Raw genomic sequence first — 22,589 nt, 5'->3', positions numbered from 1 at the left:
ACAAAGGGATGAGTGTTTTGAAGTTAAAACTAAACCCAATACGAATTGAGCCAAGCGATCCTTTCAAATATGATCTTTTGGGTAGAAAGGAAGAAATAGTTAATCTGTCCTTACTAGTATCAAACGTAAACTCCCCAGCCGTGATAGCAATTGATTCGCGATGGGGGACGGGGAAGACAACTTTTATTCGACTGTGGGAGAACCACCTTAAGGAGGATACTTGTCCTTCTCTATACTTCAATGCTTGGGAGACCGATTTTTCGGATGATCCACTGGTCTCTTTCTTAGGTGAGATGAATGAGGGGCTAAAGGCTCTCATTGGTGCCAATGAAAAAGCAAACGAGGCATGGGAGAAAACCAAAGCTGCCGGAAAACAAATTGCAAAACGAGGAGTTCCCGCATTGGTTCGAATTGGCACTGCGGGAATAGTTGATGCTGATAAATTAATTGAAGATGAGATGATGAAAGCAGCCGGGTCATTGGCTGGTGATGCACTCGACAACTACCTACAACAAAAACAAGCAATATACGAGTTCCATGCCGCCTTGACTAACTTTATTGAGAAATCATCCGATGGTAAGCCGCTCGTAATATTTGTCGATGAACTGGATCGATGTAGGCCAAACTATGCAATTGAGTTGCTGGAAAGAATCAAGCATTTGTTCAACACAGAAGGTTTGATCTTTGTGTTAGCACTCGACAAAGAGCAGCTAGGTCATTCGATTGAAGCCGTCTATGGAAGCGGAATCGATTCAGTTGGATACCTTCGCCGTTTCATTGATTTTGAGTATCAACTGAAAGAGCCTGACAAGGCTAGCTATATTGATTCGCTGTTTTCTGCGCTACAACTAGACAAATTTTTTCAACCAAGGAAGAAATACGGGGAGCTACGGCACGACGAAGACCATCTAAAAAATGTATTTTCAATGCTAGCAACTAACCTTCGACTGTCATTGAGAGAAATCGAACAATTCCTTGCAAGTATCAATATTGCAATTAGAACCGCTAAGGAAACCGAATATCTTTTCCCTGCATTGTTGGTTTTCTTGCTCATTTCAAAGCATTTCAAGTCAGACGCATATCAGCAATATGTCTCAGGAGAGGGGGGTGAGTTGGAGCTAATCAATTACCTTTATGAAGTCGTGCCAGAGAGAAATAGGGGTGAGAGTTTTGAATGCGCGTTAGTCGAAGGTCTTCTAATAGCCGCTAAGAGCGATCAATTTAAAAATGCCGAATCGCCGATAATTCTGAGACACAAAGAAATACTTCATAATGACGAACTGGGATACAATGAAAGACAATACTCTGAGACAGTTTTAAATGTTGTTAACAGGCCGGCAGGGGTGGGTCATGGTGTAAACCTAGACCGACTCAAAGACCGTATCGATTGGCTTTGTAGATTCGAATTTTCCGATGTTGAAGGCTAACAAAGCGCTGCTGTTGGAAGAAAATTCTGCAGAGCGCGGCGTTATGAGGGCTAGTTTGTGACGGTAACTCCCCACCTGTTCGGAAAGGCAGGTGATGTTTATCCCAAAATTCTGAGGGATATTGTCAGCGAAGCTGCTGGAGTCTCATACTTCTTTATGGATATAGAGCAGTATAAGGCTCTCCCGCTAAGCCAGAGGAATAAGATCTATTGGGAAGAAGTTCTATATCGGGTTCATTGGGCTGCGGTTGCTAACTCAATCCGTCATCTTCGCTGGTTTGATGCGTGCGTTGTCCATGCCACGTTGCAGCCAAATTACCTAGCATTCTGTGCAGCCTTGCGAGGTTTTCTCGAGTCTGCCGCAGACACCAAGTATTCTCTTCAGCCTGTTTCACTAACAATTGCTGATTCCGCAGCGAGCATCATTGAGGCGCTGAATGGGAAGCTCAACAATTCGCTATTTCAAAGCACTGAGCTGGAGAACGCTCTCATCCATTTCCATCACGCTCGTAAGGTTGGGAGAGAAGAGGCTGTCCCTCCAGCTCACAAGGCTGAAACTGCAGCGAAATATGTAGCAGCAATCGATCACCCGAATTATCCAGTTAGGGATCTATACTCGGAATTGTGCCAAGTAGTGCACCCAGCAGAACCCTCTCTACATTGGCTTACGCAGGTAGGAGAAGGCGGTTGGAAAGTAGGGAAGCAAGATGATATCGGAAGTATCCAAACGCTAGTGGATCGATACAAGGACAGTGTCAGTTGGATTCAGCAGAACTCGGGAAATATCATAATTCTGATGTGTCAGGTATTAAATTCACTGCCAAAGAAACAGTTGCATGTTGAAGCTGTGCGCCTCTGGAGCATGAGCGAGCTCCAATTATACAAAAAAATTAAAAATGGATTTGGCCGTCACGGTTTGCGTTGGCCATCATAGCCATTCGCGTCAGTTTTCGACCGTAGGCCGCCGGACGTCTCTGGCGGGTCGCCGCTGCGCTCCGCGTTTACTTGAGGAGGTGCATAGTTGCTAAAAACGTTTATTAGAGGTCTAGTGTTTGGCGCCGGCCTTTCAACCGCTTTGGTCGTCTTCGGGATAGCGCTGGCTGTTTACCTAAAATCGATGAATGGTTCTGATGCCCCAAAAGTCGTTCACGACTATAGTGATTGGAATTCGTTAAGCGACGAGGAAAAGATCCAAGAAGCCTCAGCAATTGCAGTTATTAGGTACTCAGATGGAGAAGAAGGCCAAAGACTCGCGATAGTAGAGGCTATCCACAAAAGAACCCCTGACGTTGAGATTTACTATGAAAGTGGGGATTCCTGGCCTAGCGCAGATTACTATCCGAGACATCAACACGATGACCGTACTGGAGCCGTTGTACTGTTCAGAGGTTCTACGGCGAAGGACTTGTCCACTTGGTATATGTATGACGAGAGGATTGCAGCGCTAGGCGATATGCCGCTAGAGCTACTGGTGAAGAAGTTCAATGAAGGCGTATAACCAAGCGCACCAATCACCGCCTTCGACGGTGGGACGCTCTGAACCTGCACCGCTTTGACGGACACTTTGAATGTGAAATTGGTTCAGGTCCACTGCGCTGGTTATAACTGCGTTGCAGGTATTAAGGAGATAGCATGATTATTGTTTATGGTATCAAGGATCAGCTAAACCCAATAAAGGCCAAGATGTCGGATGTCATTCATGGCTGCATGAAGTCCGTTCTGGGTATGCCGGAAGATAAGCGTGCGCATAGGTTTGTGCCCCTGGAACGAGAGGATTTCTATTACCCTGGTGGCAGAAGCGAAGCCTATACAGTCATTGAAATCAACATGATGTCCGGCCGGAAACCGGAAACTCAAAAGGCTCTTATCAAGGCGCTGTTTTTAGAGCTCGAATCACAGCTATCCTTGGCGCCTGTTGATGTTGAAATTACGATCAAGGAGCAGCAGCCCCATCAATGGGGATTTCGCGGTATGACAGGGGATGAGGCAAATGACCTCAAGTATAAAGTCAACGTGTAGAAAAGCCATTAAATCCGCTCCCTGCGGTCGCCGGACCTCGTTTCACTCGGCCGTTTATGGTAGACGTTAAATGTCTATGATCGATCACGATAAATTCCGGAGCTTGGTCACTCAGCTCTACGCCACGGTTAATGAGTTGGAGGCCATGTTCCCGGGTAGGCATTTTACCCCCGATGGTCACATGGTTGGTAGTTTGGGTGAATGCCTCGTGGCCGATGCATACAATCTTGAGCTGAAGACAGCGTCCAACGAAGGCTATGACGCGGTCACCGATACCGGCGTGAAAGTTGAGATTAAAGCTACGCAATCTAACACTGTTGCATTCCGGAGCCAGCCGCAGCATGCAATCATCATCAAGATCTTGCGTGACGGTACATTCGAAGAAATCTATAACGGGCCAGGAGCCCTTGTTTGGGAGCAGTTCAAAGGTAAACGGTTACCGAGTAATGGCCAGTTTCAAGTCTCTCTCAACAAGCTCCGGAAACTCAATCAAACAGTGGCTAATTCGGATCGTGTGCCGAGGGCCATTTAACGAGCGCTTCAGTACGCGGCGGGTGGCCGCCGGGGAGCTCCTCCCCCCAATTCCATGGGCGCGCAAGCTGCAATCGTCATGTGTATGCCGCGTTGCGCAATCCCAGGTGCTCTACGAAGGGTAGGAAATCCTTATCTGAGAACAATAAAGGGAGGTTGTGCTCAATACAGTACGACGCAATGATGACGTCCGCGGTTTTCCGTATCGTTATACCTTTCTTGCGGAGCTTTCGGAAATTATCCGCACTCTTTATCGCCATCTTTTTTCCGAGAAGATCAAATACCGTAAGTTCCTCCAACAGCTTCTTGGCAACCTTATAGTCCTTTTCGTGCCGAAACCCTTGAAGTATTTCCGTGAGAATCAAGTCGCCGATGGCAACGGCACGATTGCCCAACGTGCGGTCGAGAAAATCGGCTTCTGCGGAGTCGTTACCGATGAAGTAGTCAATCCAGACGCTGGAATCCACAAGGATCACGAAGCGTGCCTCATGTCGTCCAGATCGCCCGACCATTCCAGCTTGCCTCTGAAGCGCTTGATGCCTTCCTGTTTTTTCAGTTTAATCAAGGCCTTAAGTCCTTGCTCTACGGCCTCTTTCTTGGTTTTCAAGCCCGTGACTTTAAGCGCATCGCTCATCAGTTTGTCGTCAATTTCAATATTGGTTCGCATGATTTTAATCTCCACAATGTGTATATTTTTTAGTATAGGTACACATGGCAGTTGCGTCAATCCAGACGGGGTGGCGGTTGACGCTCCAAGCCCGCCCCTTATGCGAGGTGCTGCAACGTTTTGGTGGTAACCTTGATCGACACAGATTGACTGCCGGTAAGCGTGCTCTATGCCCAACACTCGACTTTTCTTCATTTCCCTGCTCGCCATGGTGGCCTTCGCGGGCAATTCGCTGCTCTGCCGGGTTGCCCTGGCCGCTGGCGAAATCGATGCGGCCAGTTTCACAACCATACGCCTTGTATCGGGGGCGGCCATCCTTGCTGCCCTGGTGAGCTATCGGCGTAAGCCACGTGCAGTTGGGGGAAGCTGGCTGTCGGCGTTTGCGCTGTTTGCCTATGCGGCGGGCTTTTCATTTGCCTACCTTGATCTGTCCGCCGCCACGGGCGCGTTAGTGTTGTTCGGTGCGGTTCAGGCGACCATGATTGGTGTCGGGGTGTGGTCCGGCGAGCGCCTTAATGGCCGTCAGATCCTCGGTGTTCTGGCGGCGGTGGCTGGTCTGGCGGCACTGTTGCTGCCGGGGGTGGAAGCGCCGCCGCTGTCTGGGGCGCTATTGATGCTCGGGGCTGGTGTTGCCTGGGGTGTGTACTCCCTGCGCGGGCGCGGCCTCGGTGATCCCACCCATGAAACGGCGGGAAACTTCATTCGTGCGGTGCCGATGGCCGTGGTATTGAGTGTGTTGTTTTACTCAAGCGTGGAGATCGCGCCCCTTGGGGCGCTTTACGCGGTGGCGTCGGGCGCGTTGGCCTCCGGCCTGGGGTATGCGATCTGGTATATGGCACTGCCCCATCTAAGGGCCACGACGGCGGCCACGATCCAGTTGAGTGTCCCCGCTTTGGCGGCGGTCGGCGGCGTGATCGTTTTATCGGAGCCGGTGACGCTGAGGTTGGCCGTGTGCTCTATCGCCATCCTGGGCGGGGTGGGGCTGTTTATTGCCAGCAAGCGTGGCACAGCTGGTAGCCAATGATCGACGAAAAAAAGGTAAGATGAGCGTTTGTCAGGATCAAGTTCAATAATAAAAATGTGATTTCAGGGTAAATAACATGGCAGTGATGCTGCAAAATGAGCCTGAACTGTTGCAGGCGCTTTATCATTCTCTTACTGACCGGGAAGGTTTTCATGCTTTTCTCGAAAAGCTGACTCTCGCCATTGGCGGTTGTGCGGCGCAGTTGCTGGTGATTCAGCGTCAGCCGTTGCGTATGGAGCACCTTTGGTATCACGGCCTGACCCGGGAGTTTCTGGACTGGTATCTGGAAAACAACATGATTGCTCAGGATGTGGTGACCAATCAGGCGGTCAAACAGTCCCCGGGCCTATTTCAGTCCGCTTTGCCCCTGTTGCCGGACTTCCGGCCCGACCAGGATTATTCCCGGTGGGAAAATGATCAGGATATGCTCGACTCGGCCTGGCTGGTGGTCGACACTACCCCTACCCATAGTATTGTACTGACCATTCAACGAACCGTGGCCCAAGGGCCTTATCAGCAGTCTGAGCTCGACTCACTCGATCGGTTGGTGCCGCATATCCGGCAGGCGGTTCAGTTGTATCGGCAACTGGAAGCACGCACTCAGGATGATGCCACTCTGGCCGCGGTGATTGACGTTCTTCCGGATGCCACCTTTTTGCTGGATAGCCTGGCGACAGTGCTGCACTCCAATAAAGCGGCCAAAGACCTGATAGACCGCGAGCGGTGCCTGGTGGTGCGCGACCAACGTTTTAACTTTGCCGAACAGGATGTACACCGAGCCTTCTTCCGGGCATCGGCGATGGTCGTCCGATCCAGCATGGGCAAGGAAGACTATTGTAGTGAGACGCTGTTTCTCAAACGGGCGGGGCGAAGCCCTTTGATTTTTGTGATACGTCCCATTGAGAGTGGCGAGCTATTGGCCGGTGGGGCTCTGGTAACGGTCTATGAGCCGGATAGCAGGCCTCTTCCCCGCGCGGTACACATCGCCAGCTACTTTGATCTGAGCAGTGCGGAGGCTCAGGTTTGCGAGAGGTTGGTGGCGGGGCGTGAAGTGCAGGCAATAGCCGATGAGCTTGGGCGCAGTGTTGAAACCGTGCGCTCTCATCTCAAGCATATTTTCCAGAAAACGGGTTGTTCGCGACAGGGAGAGTTGATCAGTCGGGTGCTGGCGGCGCTGTTAAGGTAGGCAGGTATCCGGCCCGGGGACGGATACCTGCCTATTGACCCTTCTGTAACGTCTGTTACTCGTGGTCTTCGGCGCTACCGACAAAGAAGGGCACGTTGGCGGCGGCGGCCCGGTTGTGCTCCGTGGTCACATAGGCAAACAGCCGGTAGGGACCAGTTGCGTCCGGAGCGGTGAAGCGCATGGTGCCGTTGCCCTGGTCTTCCACGATCAGGCCCGGAACGCTCTCCGGCCGGTCCTCCCGGTCGCCGCCGGATTTGATGTCGGTGCTCTCCGGCAGGAACTCCCAACGAATGTTGAAAGGCTCGTTGTCCGGATGCGTCACGCTCAGGGTGACCTCGTAGGTTTCGCCCGGCTGAAGATAAATGCTGTCATAGGCCGTCTGATCGTCGATCCGGAAGGATTGGATGCTCGGCGCGCGGTGTTCGGGCCATTCGCCGCTCCACAGGTGGTGCATGGTGTCGACCACTTCGGTGGCGTGGCCGGATTCCAGGAACAGGCCGTACCAGGTGGGTGTGGTTTCCTGTTTTTGCCCCCACAGGAAGGCGTAGGAACCCAGCCCTTTTTCCTCGTCGGCGAGGATGGCGGATTCATAGCGCTGTCGGTAGGCGGCGGCTTTTTCGGTGCTGGTCTGCTCGATGGGGACACCCCAGGCGGTGTTGGCAATTTCCCAGTGCCCGGTTGGGCCCCATTCGGTGACGGCGTAGGCGCCTGGCCAGCCGACGTCCCGCACCTTCTGGGGTAGGGTGTCGAGTTCGCCGTAGGTGTTTATGCTCAGGTAATCAATGCTGGGCACCCGCTCCTGGATCAGGTCGGACTTTTCCTGATCAATGCCGGCGGTCACGGTGGTGATCAGGTGGTGCGGGTCAAGCTCCCGAATCATCCGGGCGATGTCTTCCACCGCGTACCAGACGTTGGTGTCGGTGTAGAACAGGTCCAGCTCGTTGCCGATGCCCCAGGTGAGCAGGGCGGGATGGTCTTTGTAGCGCAGTACCTGCTCCCGGATTTGCGCTTTCTGTGCTTTTACCGCCTCTTCGTCACTGTAATCAAAGCCGTGGCGCTCTTTGCCCATGCGCAGCCCCAGCATGACCGTCAGGCCGTGCGCCTGGGCTTCGTCGAGAATGCGTTCGGCGTTATCGGTGTCCCAGGTGCGCACCGAGTTCGCGCCCGCCTCGGCCAGTTGCTCCAGGCGACTGGTGCCGCCCGCGCCTCTGATGAAGTAGGGATCGCCTTCCCGATAAATCGAGTAGTGGCCATTGTCGTCCTGCTTGAGGGTCGCCGGAACGGCCTGGGAGTCGGTGGATGGCTGCTCGGCCGTGTCGGTTGGACCGCAGGCGCTTAACGCCAAAAGGCCGCTCAGCAGCAGAAGCATTTTTGTATTCATTCGGTATCTCTCTTGTTATGGCATGACCGGATCGGTTTCCGTCGGGCAATTGTTATGGCAGATGGTCAGAGTGACAAGAGATGGGCGTAAAGTGGGACCTGAAAACCGCAAGGTGGGAAGTGGGACGCGAGGGTTTAGGCATTTCCCGCAGATATGGTGCGACTGCTGGCACTCAGCTTTCTTTTTTAAGACGATTTGGTTATATTTTGGTTATTCCCTCATTGGAAAATAAAGCCCAGATTTGGGTTCAATAATAATCTCGCCAGTTTTTGCGTGCCCGGAAGTTATCGCAACAGGCGGTCCCTGGTGCCCGGTGTCATGCCGGTTAAGGAGCCTTTTCCTTGAACGATCACTTCTCTCCCGCAAACCCTCAGACTGATCAGCAGGCCAGCTTGCCCTTTCCTGCCTTGAAAGGCGAGGAGCTCCATGCTTATAACGAGCTGGTCAGCACGCTCTATCGCAGCCTGCACAATAACGCCGGTTTTCAGCATTTTTTTGATGCTTTCCAGAAGCATTTCAAGGCGCTGCAAGGTGGCATTCTGGGTGTCACTGCCAACCCGCAACGCATCTTGTACGGCTGGACCTTTGGTTACCCGGATGGGTTTGAGGAGTGGTACATCAACAGTGACCTGCCCGAGCGGGATGAAGCGCTGACGCGCTATGTTCAGTTGCCGCCACGCCAGTTCGATTCATTTTTAAGGGGCGATGTCAGTCGTACCATCCTTGATATTCTGGGGCCGGAAAGCCGAGCCTGGGCCGAATCGGTAGGCATGGGTGATAGCACGGGTATGTTGGTGACCCGGGAAGATGGCGTCAATGTGGTGTTCATGGCCAACCGCCATCAAGACCACGGTCCCTACACCGACAGTGAGCTGTTGCAAATGAATCTGTTGGCACCGCACATCGAAAATGCCGTTGCCCTTCACTTGAAACTGTATCAATCCAGCAGCGATAACGAGAACCTGGCCATGGCGCTCAACCATGTGCATAAGCCTCTGATGGTATTCAATGCCTTGGGTAATGTGGCCGAAGCCAACAACGCCGCCAGAGCCTTGCTGGACAGCACAGGTAATCTGTTTGTTGGTGAGGACCGGCGGCTGCATAGTCGTGACAGACGCATGACCCGTAAGCTGCATGACGCCATAACCACATGTATTGTGCTCTCCCATAAAGGCGTTCTGGAGTCGCAGACTCTGTTTATCCAAAACGGCCAAGCGCGTGTGTCCGTCTGTCTGACACCTCTGGTCACCGAACACCCGGAAAACAATGGTGTGCTGGCAGAGCTGTTCAGTTTCGACACCACTCTGTCCCCCGACCTCGACAAGTTACAGTCTCTGTTTCAATGTTCACCGGCAGAGGCTGCGGTCGCCGGCGGTTTGATGAGGGGGCTCAGCACTAACGATATTGCCGAGGAGCGACATATATCCATTCATACCGCCCGCCAGCATATCAAGAGTCTGCTGGCCAAGAATGGCTATCGAAAGCAGACTGAGCTGGTCTCAATGTTGGTGCGGGCGCTCGGCTGATTCGACTGTCTTTCAGCCTTGTTTTGGGGGCGTGTAGCGGTAGTGGCTACTCTTCGACCCATTCCCAGCGAACCGGCTGCCCGAAATCATCCAGAATCATTTTCTTCCGGGGGCGCTTGGGTTTGGGGCGCTTGGGCGCGGGGATGGGGTGCTTGCGGGATTCCACCCGGGCGACCACTTCGGTCATGGGGGTCCGTCCGGCGAGGGGGGTTTCGCTGGCGCGGGGCGTGAACAGGGGGGTAAGAGGCCCCTTGGGGTCGATGCGACCACTCAGGCCGCGGGGTACTTCCTTCACCTTGCCGCCGGAGCGCAAATACTCTTCCAGCTGTTGGTCGAGCTCGGCGCGGATTTCACGTTTGGTCTTGGTGGGTTTCATAACACTCGCGGCAGGAAAATCGGGCCAATCAACAAGAATACCAGCCTGCCGCCGGGGCGGCAAACCCGGCGGGCTCGCATCTGCTGCGGCCTTTGGGTAAACTGCCCGCTGTTAAAGCCCCCGTCAGCGCCACCGGCCCGGAAGTTCATGACCGACGACAGTCTCCGTATTACCGAAATCTTTTACTCCCTGCAGGGCGAGGCCCGGACCTTGGGGCGCCCGACGGTGTTTGTGCGCCTGACCGGTTGCCCCCTGCGCTGTCATTACTGCGATTCCGAGTACGCCTTTCACGGCGGCGAGCGTATGACGCTGGCGAGTATCCTGGAGCAGGTGGCCGGCTATCAGCCCCAATACATCTGTGTGACCGGCGGCGAACCTCTGGCCCAGCCGAACTGCCTCCCGCTGCTCACACAGCTGTGTGATGCCGGTTACTCGGTATCCCTGGAAACCAGTGGCGCCATGCCCCTGGATGAGGTGGACACCCGGGTCAGTCGGGTGATGGACCTGAAAACGCCGGACTCCGGGGAACTCGACAAAAACCGCTGGGAAAACATCCCCCTGCTGCAGCCCCACGACCAGGTGAAGTTCGTGCTGTGCAGCCGGGGCGATTATGAATGGGCCAAGTTCAAGTTGGATGAGTACCGCCTGGCCGAGCGGGTCGATGATGTCCTGTTCTCCCCGAGCTTCGGGCAGCTCGAACCGCGCCAGTTGGCCGACTGGATTGTCGAGGACAACCTGCCGGTGCGCTTCCAGATCCAGATTCACAAGCTGCTCTGGGGCGACGCCCCGGGGTACTGATTGAGGAGCAGCCATCATGGCGAACCCGAAAGCGGTCATTCTGGTCTCCGGTGGTCTCGACTCCACCACGGCTCTGGCCATCGCCCGCAGCGAGGGCTACGACTGTTACACCATCAGCTTCGACTATGGCCAGCGTCACCGGGCCGAGTTGCACGCGGCTGAGCTCACGGCGCGAGCCGGGGGCGCGATTGAGCATAAGGTCGTGAAACTGGATCTGCAGAGCATCGGTGGCTCCGCGCTGACCGATGACTCCATCGCAGTACCGGAAACCGAAGGCGAGGGCATTCCGGTCACCTACGTGCCGGCACGCAACACCATTTTCCTGTCCATTGCGCTCGGCTGGGCCGAGGTGCTGGGCGCCAATGACATTTTTATTGGCGTCAATGCGGTGGATTATTCGGGTTACCCGGACTGCCGACCGGAGTATGTGGCGGCCTACGAAACCATGGCGAACCTGGCTACCAAGTCCGGCGTAGAAGGGCAGAAGTTGCATATCCGGGCGCCGTTGATGCGCTGGTCAAAGGGCGAGATCATCCGCCAGGGCCAGTCGTTGGGCGTGGATTACGCGCTGACGGTGTCCTGTTATCAGGCCAACGAGGCCGGCGAAGCCTGCGGCCGCTGCGACAGTTGCCGGTTGCGGCGCGCCGGATTTGAAGAGGCCGGGGTTCCGGATCCGACCCGCTACCGGGCAGGCTAAGCCGGGAGGCCGGGTTAAGCTGTTGGTTTGTTTGGCGTTTTTTTGCCTTTTTCTTTCAAAAGCGCTTGTTTTTTTTGTCTGAATCTTTATCATACGCGCCTCTTTGGGTCGTTAGCTCAGTTGGTAGAGCAGTTGGCTTTTAACCAATTGGTCGCTGGTTCGAATCCAGCACGACCCACCATTTTCTCCCAGACCTATATTTGATCAAGTGCATAGGCGGTATTACGTCCGGCCTAAGGTGAGGTATACCGTTTGTAGACCCGCCGTGAACCCATCCATGGGGGCTTCTCGTCGGCATCCATGCCTCCGAGAGTCTACAAACGGTATACCTCACCTCAGGCCTCCGAGGCATGAACACCTTTTCAGTGTTCTCCGAGATCAGATGTAGGCGAGCGTGCTATCTCCAAGCAGCGTTCCGCTTACTGCTGCGGAGGGTGTGTATACCATTGTGAGACCGTCACCCGCCTGGACGGCGGGTGATGAGCCCCCAGGGATGGGTTTACGGCGTGTCTCACAATGGTATACACACCCGTAGCACTTTAATGCGAAGTGAGAGCAGATCAAGAAGGAATGCAGAGAGTGGAAGAGTGTCAAAAGAAGTAGCTTTGGGGCACTTTTCATCCCTGTGGTATTATGTCGCCCCAACCCGCTACAGGGGTACTTGTGAGGTGATTCTATGACCGCGGACAATGTAATCGTGACCGAAACCGCCCGGAAAACCCCGGAAGAACTGGTTCGGGAACACCTGGACCGCGCCTGGAGTGCCCCCCGGTATACCCCCGAACAAGAAGCAGAATACCGCGAGCGTATTAAAGCGTTGTTACAGAAACACAACGCCGTGCTGGTGGCCCACTACTACACCGACCCCATGATCCAGGCGCTCGCCGAAGAGACCGGGGGCTGCGTGGCGGATTCTCTGGAAATGGCCCGGTTCGGTAAAGAACATCCCGCCCAGACCCTGATTGTGGCCGGAGTGAAGTTCATGGGTGAGACCGCCAAAATCCTCACCCCGGAAAAGCGTGTGCTCATGCCCACGCTGGAAGCCACCTGCTCCCTGGATCTGGGTTGTCCCGCCGATCAGTTTTCCGAATTCTGTGATCAACACCCGGATCGCACCGTGGTGGTGTACGCCAATACCTCTGCGGCGGTAAAAGCCCGGGCTGACTGGGTGGTGACCTCCAGCATCGCGAAGGATGTGGTCGACTATCTCGATCAGAAGGGCGAGAAGATTCTCTGGGCGCCGGACAAGCATCTGGGCGATTACGTGCAGCGCGAGACCGGGGCCGATGTGTTGCTCTGGGACGGTGCCTGCATTGTGCATGAAGAGTTCAAGGCCCGTGGCCTGGAAGACCTCAAGGCGCTCTATCCCGAGGCGGCGGTGCTGGTGCACCCGGAGTCGCCGGAGCCGGTGGTGGCGCTGGCCGATGTGGTGGGCTCCACCTCGCAGCTGATCAAGGCTGCCCAGGAACTGCCCAATCAGGAGTTCATCGTGGCGACGGACCAGGGCATTTTTTACAAGATGCAGCAGCTGTGTCCGGACAAGACGTTTCATGTGGCGCCCACTGCCGGCAGCGGCGCGACCTGTCGCAGTTGTGCGAACTGCCCCTGGATGGCGATGAACGTGCTGGAAAACCTGGCGAGTGTCTTCGAACAGGACGATAACGAGATTCATGTGGACCCGGAATTGGCCCGCAAGGCCATGATTCCGCTCCAGCGGATGCTCGATTTCCGCAAATAAACCCCGGAAAGGGCCGGAATCCGGGCGCGCCGCTTGTGTCGTGGAGCGCCCCTCAGTACCATTGCGCCTTTGTGTTTCCCGCCCATGCCACGGTCACCGGCGCGCCGTGCGAACCCTCGGCAGGCGATGAAGTCAGAACCTACACGTTATAGTCAAGCTATTGGAGCTCCCGCGCATGATACAAGGCAGCATGGTCGCCCTGGTCACTCCCATGACCCCCGACAATTCCCTGGACTGGCCCGCCCTGCGCAAATTGGTGGACTGGCATTTGGAGCAGGGCACCAATGCGCTGGTGGCGGTAGGTACCACCGGTGAGTCGGCCACGCTGGATATCGACGAGCACCTGGCGGTCATCAAGGCCGTGGTGGAGCAGGTGGCCGGGCGTATTCCGGTTATTGCCGGCACTGGCGCCAACTCCCTGACAGAAGCGCTGGAGCTGACCCACGGCGCAAAAGCTGCCGGAGCCGATGCCTGCCTGCTGGTGACTCCCTACTACAACAAGCCGACCCAGGAAGGCCTGTACCTGTTCCATAAAACCATCGCCGAGGCGGTGGATATTCCCCAGTACCTCTACAATGTGCCCGGCCGCACCGGCGTGGACATGTTGCCGGAGACGGTGTTGCGACTGGCCGCGATCTCCAATATCAAAGGCATCAAGGAAGCCACGGGCGATATGGTGCGGGCGAAAACCCTGATAGAGCAGTCGCCGGAGGACTTCATTATCATCTCCGGGGACGATGCGACGGCCGTGGAATTGATGATTTTGGGTGGCAAAGGGGATATTTCCGTTACGGCGAATGTCGTACCCCAGGCTATTGCGGAACTCTGCGCGCTGGCGATTGAAGGCCGGGCGGAGGAAGCCCGGGCACTGAACGAACGGCTGATGCCGCTGCACCAGGCCATGTTCCTGGAGGCCAACCCGATTCCGGTGAAGTGGGCGTTGATGCAGATGGGGCGGATTCAGTCCGGCATCCGTCTGCCCATGACGCCACTGTCCGAGCGGTTCCATGAGCAGGTGACCGAGGCGCTCCGGGAGGCGGGCCTGGTCTGAGTGGTTGCCAGAAATAGATAACAGAGGTTCGCACAACTCACTGGAGAGTTTGGAATTTTATGCGCATTGTGTATTGGTTGTTGGTCGGGCTCAGCTTCACGCTGTCCGGCTGTAGTGCCCTGTTTGGAGAAGAGGGCTATTTCCGGAACCGCGAGGATGACTATCTTAAAGCCGCGAGTCTGGATCCCCTGAAGGTTCCCGATCATCTGAACGCTGAGACCGTGGGGAAGCTGTATGAAGTGCCAGAGCTGACCCAGGAAGACGTCGCCTACGCTCAGGACACCGAAGCGTTCGAGGCACCGCGCCCGGAAGCCCTGTCGGCCACCGCGCTGGTGGAGCGGGTGAAAATCCAGCGGCTGGATGACGACCGCTGGATTCTGGTCAACGTCGATCCGGCGGAACTCTGGCCTCGTATTCGGGCCTTCCTGGCCGACAATAACCTGCAGGTGGCGTCCACGGATACCGACCTGGGGTTGATGGAAACCAGCTGGCTGTCGTTCAAAGATGACCCGGATCGTATCGACCGCTATCGTATCCGCATTGATCGCGGGGTTCAGCCGGACACCAGTGAGATTCACGTGCTGCACATGAGCCTGGATCGCGATGAAGCCACCCAGGCGCAGCTCAGCCAATGGCCGGCCGCCTCCAGCAGCAAGGAGCGTGAAACCTGGATGGTTGATGAGTTGGCCGCAAATCTGGCCGCCGAAGATCTCGGCGCGGCCGGTGGTACCTCGCTGATTGCCCGGAATATCGGTGGTGCGGTCAAAGCCCGCATCACCAGCGTTGACAGCGAGCCGGTGCTCGAGCTCGAGCTGGCCCGAAGCCGGGCGTTGGCCACCCTGACCCACTCGGCCGAACAGGAAGGCTTTACCATTTATGACAGTGACCCGGCCTCGGGCGTGTTCTATCTGGGGTATCGCGAACCGCCGGAGAGCCCGCCGGGCTGGTTGGCCCGTCTGTTCGGGGCGGAAGAGAACCCCCAGCCGCCGGAAACGCCTTACAGCCTGGCCGATCTGCGGGAGGTCTTGCCGGACAACCTGTTGACCATGCCCGCGCAGGCGGAAGCCGCCCGGGAGCGGGCTCCCAAGGCTCCGGGACACCTGTTGATCTTTACTGAGCAGTCCGATGGCCTGTATCACGTGCGATTGCGCACCGCCTATGGGGAGCGGATGTCGGCGCGTAAGACCCGGGAAATGCTCTCGGTACTGCGTAAGAATCTGATTTAAAGGACGATCGATTCAAGAGCCGCTGGCATTGGCGGCTTGTGGGTCTTCAAAAACGCCAGCGAACCGGTTTCGCTGGCGTTTTTGCTGGGGCTTGCTTATTCTGAAAGAAAGCCGTAAAACAGAATTATTGATTATTTGGGCATAATGGCGTTCGGCCGTTACCCAGCGTGAACCTTCGGGGACTGGCTATTCAGCCGCCGGAATGGCTCGGGGCGGAGACCCGCCCCGACATTGACAGGAAAAGGAGCTCACCGTGATTGATCGTCGGCAATATGAGCGGACCTCCGCCAGCATACGTGTGGAGATGACCCACCCCAGCTTTGGCACCATCGTGGGTTTTACCCAGGATATTTCCGATGGTGGGGCCCGGGTATTGATTGAAAACCAGCCCAAGCCACCGGTGGGAACCCTGGTGATGGTCCGGTTTCGCAAGATGGTGGGGCCGATTAACGATGAGCCGGTACAGATGCGGGTGATGCATCAGCTGCGCAACACCGTGGGCCTGATGTTTGATTCCGGCAGTTGAGCCGTCCGACCCGTCAGCTTGCCTCGGTGCAGTGCTCAGGCAGGTGAACCTTTCCCTCTGCATTGTCGGCCAGTTGCCGGGCATCCCTGCACTCAAGCGCCGTATTCCCCCGCAAATCCACTTCTTTCAGGCGTAACAGCGACAATAGTGGCTCGGCGGATCTGATCTGATTGTTTTCCAGCAACAGCACTTCCAGTCTCGACAGCGTTCTCAGTTCAGCGACGTCCTCAAGCGGATTGTCATTCAGGCTGATGGCCCGCAGGGCGGTAAAGGTGGACAGGCCCGCCAGTGATTCGATGCCGGCACTGCTGCAGTTCAGTTGGGTCAGTTGAGTGGCCTCGGTCACCTGCTGATCTTCGATGGTCTGTTGCACGCAATCGTGCAGCGCAGCGTCGGGCAGGCGGAAGTCGGTTAACAGTGTCGGCGGGTTGTACACCGGGTTGTCGTTGATGCTCACCGCATAGCCGGTGCAAGCGGTCAGTGCCGTCGCTGTCATTAAAATCATCCAAATGCGAAAAGTGTGCGCTAGACTGTTGCTGTGAACCATGGCTCTGCCTATAGTGTCGAAACCTGAACTGCAATCAATGATGGCAGTTGGAGGCGGGAAAAGCTACCGGGTTCCCGTCGGTTTGAGTCTTCCGCTAGGGCGGGCTTTTACGTTTTTGGAATTTAATGATAGAGGAATAGCAATGAAACGTTTGCTGGCTTTGTGTGCAATCTTCACTCTCGCAGCTTGTACCACAACCGATCCCTACACCGGGGAAGAAAAAACCAGTAATACCGCCAAGGGGGCTGGCATTGGTGCCGTAGCGGGTGCCATTATTGGCGCGGCTTCCGCCAGTAAGAGCGATCGTAAAAAAGGCGCCCTGACCGGTGCCGCCGCCGGTGCGGCGATTGGGGGTGGTGTTGGTAACTACATGGATCGTCAGGAAGCCAAGCTGCGCGATGAGCTTCAGGGTTCCGGTGTGCAGGTTCGTCGTGAAGGCGATCGTCTGTACCTGATCATGCCCGGCAACATTACCTTCGCCACTGGCCGCTACGAAATCCGCTCGGATTTCTACAGCGTGCTGGATTCGGTAGCCAAAGTACTGGCCGAGTTTGATCAGACCGCCATCAAGGTCAGTGGTCATACCGACTCTACCGGTGGTGATCAGCTCAACCAGACCCTGAGTGAGCAGCGCGCCGCCAGTGTGCGCGATTACCTGATCCGCCGCGATGTGGCCGCCGGTCGTATCCAGGCCTATGGCTATGGTCCGCGCTATCCGGTGGCCAGCAACAGCACCGCCGAAGGCCGTGCCGCCAACCGTCGGGTAGAGCTCGAATTGCTGCCTATGCAGTAAGCGAGTTTGACGAGCGCAGGGACGCGCTCCGCATTCCCTCTTGATTGATGATGTGTGCCTTTCCCGGCACAGTCCCGCCCAGTTTTCTGCCCTGATGAAGCGACTGCTATGAACACCTTATCGGCGACCTGGCCGCTGGTTGTTATTGCCCAGTCTTCCGACTCCCGAGCGGAAGCGGCGGCGACGGCCCGCGAACTGGATGTCCCTCTGCTGATCAATGCCGAGCCGGAGCAGCTCTCCGAGCCAACCTTTGCCCTGGTGTATGACGACCACGGCCTGGCCTTACACCACACCGGACGCAAGGTCCCCGGGCCGGTTCAGGTGGACTTCCTGGGCGGGGCGGTGGATCATCGGCGCCGCTTTGGGGGCGGCAAAGGGCAGATGATCGCCAAGGCGGTGGGATTAAAGCCGCATGTATTCCCACACGTGCTGGACCTGACCGCGGGGCTGGGGCGGGATGCGTTTGTGCTCGCCTCGCTGGGTTGCCGTGTGCAACTGTGGGAACGTTCGCCGGTGGTCTATCGGTTGTTGGCGGACGGTCTGGCGCGCGCCAGGCGGGGCGCCGAGCAGAGCGGTGACGGCGACCTGATGGAGATTCTCGGGCGCATGTCTCTGCAATTGGGTGACGGCGCAAGTTACCTTGCATCACTCGCTGAGGGCGACCCGGTGCGTCCCGATGTCATCTATCTGGACCCAATGTTTCCCGAGCGCCAAAAATCAGCCGATGTGAAAAAAGAAATGCGGGCGTTTCATACCCTGGTGGGGGCGGATGCCGATGCCGATGATCTGTTGGCGCCGGCGTTGGCAAAGGCGCGCTACCGGGTCGTGGTCAAGCGGCCCCGCAAGGCGCCGGATCTGGCCGGACGGGCGCCCGGGCACCGGATTGAGGGCAAGAGCAGCCGGTTTGACGTCTATGCGCTGCACAAACTGCCAGAGCGCCTTAATGATGAATAGTCAGAGCGCGCCGGGGTGACCGGTCGCTAGGCCTCTTCCACCGACAGCCGCATCGACAGGTCCAGCGCTCTGCAGTGTTTGGTCAGGGCCCCGATGGATATGTAATCCACGCCGGTATTGGCCAGGGTGGCCAGCGTCGCGTCGGTCACATTGCCCGACGCTTCCAGTTTGGCCCGTCCACGGTTGCGGGATACCGCGACGGTCAGGTCCTCGGGCGAGAAATTGTCGAGCATGACAATGTCGGCGCCGGCCGTCAGAGCCTGTTCCAACTGCTTCAGTGACTTCCACTTCCACNTCCACCGGNGTCTCNGGGGCNATTTCCCGCGCTTTACTGACNGCCTCGGCGATACCGCCNCAGGCGGCGATGTGGTTCTCTTTGATCAGGAACGCATCGAATAAACCGACNCGGTGATTCGCACAGCCCCCACAGNCCACNGCGTACTTCTGGGCCAGGCGNAGTCCGGGCAGGGTTTTGCGGGTATCCAGCAGNGTGACCGGTGCGTCCTTGACCTTNTGTGCGTAAGCGGCACTGACGCTGGCGGTGCCGGATAACGTCTGCACGAAGTTCAGNGCGGTGCGCTCTCCCGTGAGCAGTGCNCGGGCATTCCCGCTTAACTCGAACAGNANCTGGTCCGGCTTTACCGAATCCCCGTCCTGAANGTGCCAGGTGATCCGGGTGTCCGGGTCGAGNTGCCGGAANACTTCCTCCACCCAGGGGCGACCGCAAAAGCAGCCCGCCTCGCGGGTGATGACCCGGGCGTGGGCGACCCGCTCNGCGGGAATCAGAAGGGCATTGATATCGCCNCTGCCAATGTCCTCGGCCAGCGCGGCACGGACNTTGGCCTCGATGGCCCGTTGCAGGTCCGGATTGAGTTCGGTCATGGAGTCAGTCACCTTGGTAACGCAGAGTGAGGCGGTCGCCTTGCTGGCGGAATTCTACCTGTCCGAGGGCGCTCATGCCCAGCAGTACCTGGTCACCGCCCATGGCGGGGTTGATGCTGGCGCTGACGTCGCGCAGTTGGATGGTGCCGAGCTCCAGGCGTTCGAGTCGGGTGGCGCGCACTTCAATTCGGCCGTTGGCGGTCATGGCCCACTGCCGGGCTCCGGCCCGAAGACCCGCGCGTTCGGCCAGGTCCTGGCTGACGACCACGTCCGTGGCGCCGGTATCGAGCAGGAAGGTGGCGTCCTCTCCGTTGATCTGTCCGGGAACCACATAGTGTCCCGAGCGGTTGCGACGCAACACGACCTCCTGAACGCCATTGACGACCTGGCCCTGGATCGAGCGATTGGGGTTGTCCTTGCGGTCTTCCCAGACGCCGAAGGCCCAGGTGAGCAGTGCGAGCCCGATGATCCAGGCTGCAACCAGCATGCCGCGTCCGGCCTGCTGGCCGGGCATTTGCTCCTGTGTCATAACTGCCCCGTGGTGAGCGTTTCGGTGGTCATCAAANTGTCACGGGTTTTTATACCCGCAGGGCCCTGTTTTTCTCGTTTGTCAGCCAAATTTTTCTAAGCAAATGAAGCTGTTAGCCGAAATTGTGATAGGGGTCTCGATCTTATCATTTGTCGCTGGGATGTGTCCTGATCCTCGTTATACTAATGATCGTAACTGTAAATTGTCCCGACAGTGACCACCCTCAGGAACATCACCATGAACGATTCCGTGCAACCCCAGCGTGAAAATGTCGTCCCGCTCAACCCCGAGCGACGTCAGCCAGCGACCGTGTCGTTGGCGCGCCTGCCGGCGGCCATGCACAGCGTGCGCGACCGGGCACGGCAAACCCTTCAGGGGCTGCTGCGGGATCTGTTCGACAAGGCGGATGATTCCCTGTTCGAACTGGCCGACCAGGCTACCAGCAATCAGGAACAGAACCTGTACTTTGACTCCATGCGTGAGGTCCGGTTGCAGCGGCGCACCTTGGAGCATACGTTTTTTCTGGGGCTGGACCGGGGCTTTGCGGCACTGCTGGAACCCGGCGAGTCAAACCGGCAACAGCGAGAGGAGGCTTCCCTTGAGGAACTGAGCCTGGTTCAGAACGATGAGCTGGAGCAGATGGTGGCGACCGAAAGCATGGTCAACAAAGCCAACGAGCAGTTCGCCGAGGCCGTCCAACATCTGACGTTGCGGATGGATCAACTGGTGCCGGTGAAGGTGTACCAGAAGAACAATCCCCTGGGGGCCGACGCCATCTGCACCGGATTCACCGAGGCCGCCAAGGCGCTGAAGATCGACGTCAAGGCGAAGCTGGTACTGTTCAAGCTATTTGACAAGTGGGTGGTCTCGCGATTGGGGTCGATGTATGAAAGCGTCAACCAGCAGCTGATTGATGCCAACATCCTGCCGTCCCTGAAAGCGGGCGCGCCCGCTGCCCGCCGGCAAAGGGCCGGAGCGCAGCCCTCGCGAGCCGCCCGGGCCGAGCGTGCTCAGCGAGAGGATGAATCCAATCAGGTGCTGCACACGCTGCGGGACCTCCTGTCCAACCAGGGCGGGGCGAGTCAGAGTCAAGATTCCGGTGCCGGCGAGTCGCTGGACACCCAGGATCTGGTGCATCTGCTCTCCCAGGCACAGCAGCAAGACTGGGCCAGCCTGGATCAGGGCGCCGATGCGGTCAATGTGCCGCAGCTGGTTCGCGGTCTGGTCAAAAATACCCGCCGGCAGTCGCTGAACCAGGTGGATGAGGATGTCATCAATCTGGTCAGCATGATGTTCGAGTTCATTCTCGACGACCGCAATCTGGCTTCGCCCATGAAGGCCTTGCTGGGGCGGTTACAGATTCCGCTGATCAAGGTCGCGATTGCGGATAAAAGTTTTTTCAGCAAAGGCGGGCATCCCGCCCGTCGCCTGCTCAATGAACTGGCCATGGCCGCGTTGGGCTGGCAGGACACAGGAGAAGAGGGGCGGCGCAAAGACACCTTTTACCAGAAGGTGGATCAGATCGTTCAGACCATTCTGGCGGAATTTGAGAGCGATGTCGGCATCTTCGACCGCATGCTGCTGGACTTCCGCGCCTACCAGGAAAAAGAACGGCGCCGGGCCCGCATTCTGGAGCAGCGCACGTTGGACGCGGAAGATGGCAAGGCGCGCTCTGAGCGTGCCCGGGCCGAAGTGGATGCGGCACTCAAGCGTCTGACCCAGGGGCAGACTCTGGCGGTAGCGGCCAATACCCTGCTGTATGAAGCCTGGTCCAAGGTGCTGTTTATCATCTGCCTGAAGCAGGGCACTGACAGTGACGACTGGCGGGAAGCCCTGGAATCCGCCGAGCAGTTGGTCTGGAGCGCCACGGCTCCCATGGATCGCGACAATCGTCAGAAGCTGCTCAAGCTGGTGCCCGAACTGTTGCCGCAGTTGCGGGCGGGTCTGGAATCCATCGCTTACAATCCGTACGAAATGAACCAGCTGTTCAAACAGTTGGAGCAGCTTCACCTGTCCCGGTTGCGGGAAGCCAGTCAGCCGGCGCCGGCCGCCGAGCCGTCTCAGCGGGGCGCTGATCCGGTCGCGACCGAGACGGTAGCCGCCGAGCCAGAACCTGTCCCTGAGGCGAATGCTGAAGCGGTGGCCGATGAAGCCGCTCAGGCCCCCGTGCTTCAGGTGGTTGAAGAACCGAGCGCGGCTTCTGATGAGGCTTCCAGTCAGGCTGACAGCTCGGCTTCCGGGGCTGAGGATTCAACTCCCATCGCGGAAGGCTTGGTTTCGAGCGCTGAAGGCTCAGTTTCAAGCGCCGAAGGCTCTTCTACCGAATCCACCCCATCTTCTGTGGTGACCGGTGAGGTTGGTGTCTCTGACGATGGGCCGCTGCCCGCGTCGGACCCTCATATGGCGTTGGTGTCCAATCTGACCCAGGGGAGCTGGTTCGAGCGCCAGGATGAGCAGGGGCAGGCGTTCCGCTGCCGCCTGGCGGCGATGATCAAGCCCACCGGCAAATACATTTTTGTAAATCGCTCCGGTATGAAGGTGGCGGAAGAGACCCGCGAAGGACTGGCGCGAGCGCTCAAATCCGGCCGGATGCGAATCCTCGACGATGGCATGTTGTTCGATCGCGCGCTCGAAGCGGTGATCGGTAACCTGCGCAGCTCCCGCGCCCGGTAACCCCCAGCAACAGCGACAAAGGCTCCCGGCCCCTGTATC

The 22,589-nt window shown here is 57.2% G+C and carries 23 protein-coding genes, 1 tRNA gene and 1 pseudogene; 18 read left to right on the top strand and 7 right to left on the bottom strand.

Annotated elements, in window-relative coordinates; translation table 11 throughout:
- Positions 1–17 precede the first annotated feature (17 nt).
- From CMG77_RS12905 to CMG77_RS12885, 5 genes are all read left to right on the top strand, one after another.
- Positions 18–1,427 carry a KAP family P-loop NTPase fold protein gene (locus CMG77_RS12905; RefSeq protein ID WP_286804258.1) on the top strand — a complete coding sequence of 470 codons (1,410 nt, stop codon included), beginning with the start codon at positions 18–20 and terminating at the stop codon, positions 1,425–1,427.
- A 57-nt stretch (positions 1,428–1,484) separates the two neighbouring features.
- A complete protein-coding gene (locus CMG77_RS12900; protein WP_286804259.1) occupies positions 1,485–2,360 on the top strand; it encodes a hypothetical protein in 876 nt (291 codons plus the stop codon).
- A gap of 87 nt (positions 2,361–2,447) precedes the next feature.
- Positions 2,448–2,924, top strand: coding sequence for a hypothetical protein (locus CMG77_RS12895; RefSeq protein ID WP_286804260.1), 477 nt, complete (start codon positions 2,448–2,450; stop codon positions 2,922–2,924).
- A gap of 134 nt (positions 2,925–3,058) precedes the next feature.
- Complete coding sequence (locus tag CMG77_RS12890) at positions 3,059–3,445, top strand: tautomerase family protein (protein WP_286804261.1); 387 nt, start codon at positions 3,059–3,061, stop codon at positions 3,443–3,445.
- Positions 3,446–3,521: 76 nt separating this feature from the next.
- Positions 3,522–3,977: a PD-(D/E)XK family putative nuclease gene (locus CMG77_RS12885; protein ID WP_286904750.1), complete on the top strand. Its 456-nt coding sequence runs from the start codon at positions 3,522–3,524 to the stop codon at positions 3,975–3,977.
- Positions 3,978–4,053: 76 nt separating this feature from the next.
- On the opposite strand, the gene vapC is transcribed toward CMG77_RS12885, so the two are convergent.
- Positions 4,054–4,452, bottom strand: coding sequence for a type II toxin-antitoxin system VapC family toxin (vapC, locus tag CMG77_RS12880; protein ID WP_286804263.1), 399 nt, complete (start codon positions 4,450–4,452; stop codon positions 4,054–4,056).
- On the bottom strand, positions 4,449–4,643 hold the full coding sequence (locus CMG77_RS12875; protein ID WP_265367421.1) for a type II toxin-antitoxin system VapB family antitoxin: 195 nt from the start codon (positions 4,641–4,643) through the stop codon (positions 4,449–4,451). The genes vapC and CMG77_RS12875 overlap by 4 nt, the downstream gene beginning before the upstream one ends.
- A 169-nt stretch (positions 4,644–4,812) precedes the next feature.
- On the opposite strand from CMG77_RS12875, the gene CMG77_RS12870 reads away from it, so the two are divergent.
- Positions 4,813–5,667, top strand: coding sequence for a DMT family transporter (locus CMG77_RS12870; protein WP_286875932.1), 855 nt, complete (start codon positions 4,813–4,815; stop codon positions 5,665–5,667).
- A gap of 76 nt (positions 5,668–5,743) precedes the next feature.
- Complete coding sequence (locus CMG77_RS12865; protein WP_286804265.1) at positions 5,744–6,853, top strand: helix-turn-helix transcriptional regulator; 1,110 nt, start codon at positions 5,744–5,746, stop codon at positions 6,851–6,853.
- 55 nt (positions 6,854–6,908) lie between these two features.
- Here CMG77_RS12865 and CMG77_RS12860 read toward each other — a convergent pair whose 3' ends face one another.
- On the bottom strand, positions 6,909–8,234 hold the full coding sequence (locus CMG77_RS12860; RefSeq protein ID WP_286875930.1) for a glycoside hydrolase family 2 TIM barrel-domain containing protein: 1,326 nt from the start codon (positions 8,232–8,234) through the stop codon (positions 6,909–6,911).
- Between the two features lie 341 nt (positions 8,235–8,575).
- Here CMG77_RS12860 and CMG77_RS12855 point away from each other — a divergent pair, with 341 nt between their 5' ends.
- A complete protein-coding gene (locus tag CMG77_RS12855; protein WP_286804268.1) occupies positions 8,576–9,760 on the top strand; it encodes a helix-turn-helix transcriptional regulator in 1,185 nt (394 codons plus the stop codon).
- A 46-nt stretch (positions 9,761–9,806) separates the two neighbouring features.
- Here the strand turns inward: CMG77_RS12855 and CMG77_RS12850 are convergent, their stop codons facing one another.
- Positions 9,807–10,136 carry a hypothetical protein gene (locus CMG77_RS12850; protein ID WP_286804269.1) on the bottom strand — a complete coding sequence of 110 codons (330 nt, stop codon included), beginning with the start codon at positions 10,134–10,136 and terminating at the stop codon, positions 9,807–9,809.
- A gap of 147 nt (positions 10,137–10,283) precedes the next feature.
- Between CMG77_RS12850 and queE the strand changes: the two genes are divergently transcribed.
- From queE to CMG77_RS12815, 7 genes are all read left to right on the top strand, one after another.
- On the top strand, positions 10,284–10,934 hold the full coding sequence (queE, locus tag CMG77_RS12845; RefSeq protein WP_286804270.1) for a 7-carboxy-7-deazaguanine synthase QueE: 651 nt from the start codon (positions 10,284–10,286) through the stop codon (positions 10,932–10,934).
- A gap of 16 nt (positions 10,935–10,950) precedes the next feature.
- Complete coding sequence (gene queC / locus CMG77_RS12840) at positions 10,951–11,631, top strand: 7-cyano-7-deazaguanine synthase QueC (RefSeq protein WP_286804271.1); 681 nt, start codon at positions 10,951–10,953, stop codon at positions 11,629–11,631.
- Positions 11,632–11,736: 105 nt separating this feature from the next.
- A tRNA-Lys gene (locus CMG77_RS12835) sits at positions 11,737–11,812 on the top strand.
- Positions 11,813–12,307: 495 nt separating this feature from the next.
- Complete coding sequence (nadA, locus tag CMG77_RS12830; RefSeq protein WP_123636849.1) at positions 12,308–13,369, top strand: quinolinate synthase NadA; 1,062 nt, start codon at positions 12,308–12,310, stop codon at positions 13,367–13,369.
- Positions 13,370–13,544: 175 nt separating this feature from the next.
- The gene (gene dapA / locus CMG77_RS12825; RefSeq protein WP_123636850.1) at positions 13,545–14,420 is read left to right on the top strand and encodes a 4-hydroxy-tetrahydrodipicolinate synthase; all 876 of its coding nucleotides are present in this window, start codon (positions 13,545–13,547) and stop codon (positions 14,418–14,420) included.
- 59 nt (positions 14,421–14,479) lie between these two features.
- Positions 14,480–15,646, top strand: a complete 1,167-nt coding sequence (locus CMG77_RS12820) for an NlpB/DapX family lipoprotein (protein ID WP_286804272.1) — start codon at positions 14,480–14,482, stop codon at positions 15,644–15,646.
- A 253-nt stretch (positions 15,647–15,899) separates the two neighbouring features.
- Complete coding sequence (locus CMG77_RS12815; protein ID WP_123636852.1) at positions 15,900–16,172, top strand: PilZ domain-containing protein; 273 nt, start codon at positions 15,900–15,902, stop codon at positions 16,170–16,172.
- Between the two features lie 13 nt (positions 16,173–16,185).
- On the opposite strand, the gene CMG77_RS12810 is transcribed toward CMG77_RS12815, so the two are convergent.
- Entirely contained in the window at positions 16,186–16,668 is a 483-nt protein-coding gene (locus CMG77_RS12810) for a leucine-rich repeat domain-containing protein (RefSeq protein WP_286804273.1), read from the bottom strand.
- Between the two features lie 193 nt (positions 16,669–16,861).
- Here CMG77_RS12810 and CMG77_RS12805 point away from each other — a divergent pair, with 193 nt between their 5' ends.
- Both CMG77_RS12805 and CMG77_RS12800 read left to right on the top strand, forming a co-directional pair.
- Positions 16,862–17,512 carry a YiaD family glycine zipper/OmpA-like lipoprotein gene (locus CMG77_RS12805; RefSeq protein ID WP_123636853.1) on the top strand — a complete coding sequence of 217 codons (651 nt, stop codon included), beginning with the start codon at positions 16,862–16,864 and terminating at the stop codon, positions 17,510–17,512.
- A 108-nt stretch (positions 17,513–17,620) separates the two neighbouring features.
- Positions 17,621–18,466 (top strand): class I SAM-dependent methyltransferase, encoded by an 846-nt coding sequence (locus CMG77_RS12800; protein ID WP_123636854.1) that lies wholly within the window; start codon positions 17,621–17,623, stop codon positions 18,464–18,466.
- A 26-nt stretch (positions 18,467–18,492) separates the two neighbouring features.
- Here the strand turns inward: CMG77_RS12800 and nadC are convergent.
- Both nadC and CMG77_RS12790 read right to left on the bottom strand, forming a co-directional pair.
- Positions 18,493–19,348 (bottom strand): annotated as a pseudogene (gene nadC, locus CMG77_RS12795) (carboxylating nicotinate-nucleotide diphosphorylase).
- A 4-nt stretch (positions 19,349–19,352) separates the two neighbouring features.
- Entirely contained in the window at positions 19,353–19,877 is a 525-nt protein-coding gene (locus CMG77_RS12790; RefSeq protein WP_286804275.1) for a retropepsin-like aspartic protease family protein, read from the bottom strand.
- Between the two features lie 237 nt (positions 19,878–20,114).
- Here CMG77_RS12790 and CMG77_RS12785 point away from each other — a divergent pair, with 237 nt between their 5' ends.
- Positions 20,115–22,550 (top strand): DUF1631 domain-containing protein, encoded by a 2,436-nt coding sequence (locus CMG77_RS12785; RefSeq protein ID WP_286804276.1) that lies wholly within the window; start codon positions 20,115–20,117, stop codon positions 22,548–22,550.
- Positions 22,551–22,589 lie beyond the last annotated feature (39 nt).

Source organism: Marinimicrobium sp., from assembly GCF_002695945.1.
GTDB lineage: Bacteria > Pseudomonadota > Gammaproteobacteria > Pseudomonadales > Cellvibrionaceae > Marinimicrobium > Marinimicrobium koreense.
The sequence above is the reverse complement of the archived record's forward strand: the minus strand, read 5'-3'. Positions and strand labels throughout refer to the sequence as shown.

Coding starts and splice junctions, on each gene's coding strand:
- CMG77_RS12785 (WP_286804276.1), top strand. CDS start 20,115: ATGAACGATTCCGTGCAACCCCAGCGTGAAAATGTCGTCCCGCTCAAC.
- queE (WP_286804270.1), top strand. CDS start 10,284: ATGACCGACGACAGTCTCCGTATTACCGAAATCTTTTACTCCCTGCAG.
- CMG77_RS12820 (WP_286804272.1), top strand. CDS start 14,480: ATGCGCATTGTGTATTGGTTGTTGGTCGGGCTCAGCTTCACGCTGTCC.
- CMG77_RS12860 (WP_286875930.1), bottom strand. CDS start 8,234: ATGAATACAAAAATGCTTCTGCTGCTGAGCGGCCTTTTGGCGTTAAGC.
- queC (WP_286804271.1), top strand. CDS start 10,951: ATGGCGAACCCGAAAGCGGTCATTCTGGTCTCCGGTGGTCTCGACTCC.
- dapA (WP_123636850.1), top strand. CDS start 13,545: ATGATACAAGGCAGCATGGTCGCCCTGGTCACTCCCATGACCCCCGAC.
- CMG77_RS12890 (WP_286804261.1), top strand. CDS start 3,059: ATGATTATTGTTTATGGTATCAAGGATCAGCTAAACCCAATAAAGGCC.
- nadA (WP_123636849.1), top strand. CDS start 12,308: ATGACCGCGGACAATGTAATCGTGACCGAAACCGCCCGGAAAACCCCG.
- CMG77_RS12870 (WP_286875932.1), top strand. CDS start 4,813: ATGCCCAACACTCGACTTTTCTTCATTTCCCTGCTCGCCATGGTGGCC.
- CMG77_RS12865 (WP_286804265.1), top strand. CDS start 5,744: ATGGCAGTGATGCTGCAAAATGAGCCTGAACTGTTGCAGGCGCTTTAT.
- CMG77_RS12805 (WP_123636853.1), top strand. CDS start 16,862: ATGAAACGTTTGCTGGCTTTGTGTGCAATCTTCACTCTCGCAGCTTGT.
- CMG77_RS12810 (WP_286804273.1), bottom strand. CDS start 16,668: ATGACAGCGACGGCACTGACCGCTTGCACCGGCTATGCGGTGAGCATC.
- CMG77_RS12850 (WP_286804269.1), bottom strand. CDS start 10,136: ATGAAACCCACCAAGACCAAACGTGAAATCCGCGCCGAGCTCGACCAA.
- CMG77_RS12875 (WP_265367421.1), bottom strand. CDS start 4,643: ATGCGAACCAATATTGAAATTGACGACAAACTGATGAGCGATGCGCTT.
- CMG77_RS12790 (WP_286804275.1), bottom strand. CDS start 19,877: ATGACACAGGAGCAAATGCCCGGCCAGCAGGCCGGACGCGGCATGCTG.
- CMG77_RS12885 (WP_286904750.1), top strand. CDS start 3,522: ATGATCGATCACGATAAATTCCGGAGCTTGGTCACTCAGCTCTACGCC.
- CMG77_RS12800 (WP_123636854.1), top strand. CDS start 17,621: ATGAACACCTTATCGGCGACCTGGCCGCTGGTTGTTATTGCCCAGTCT.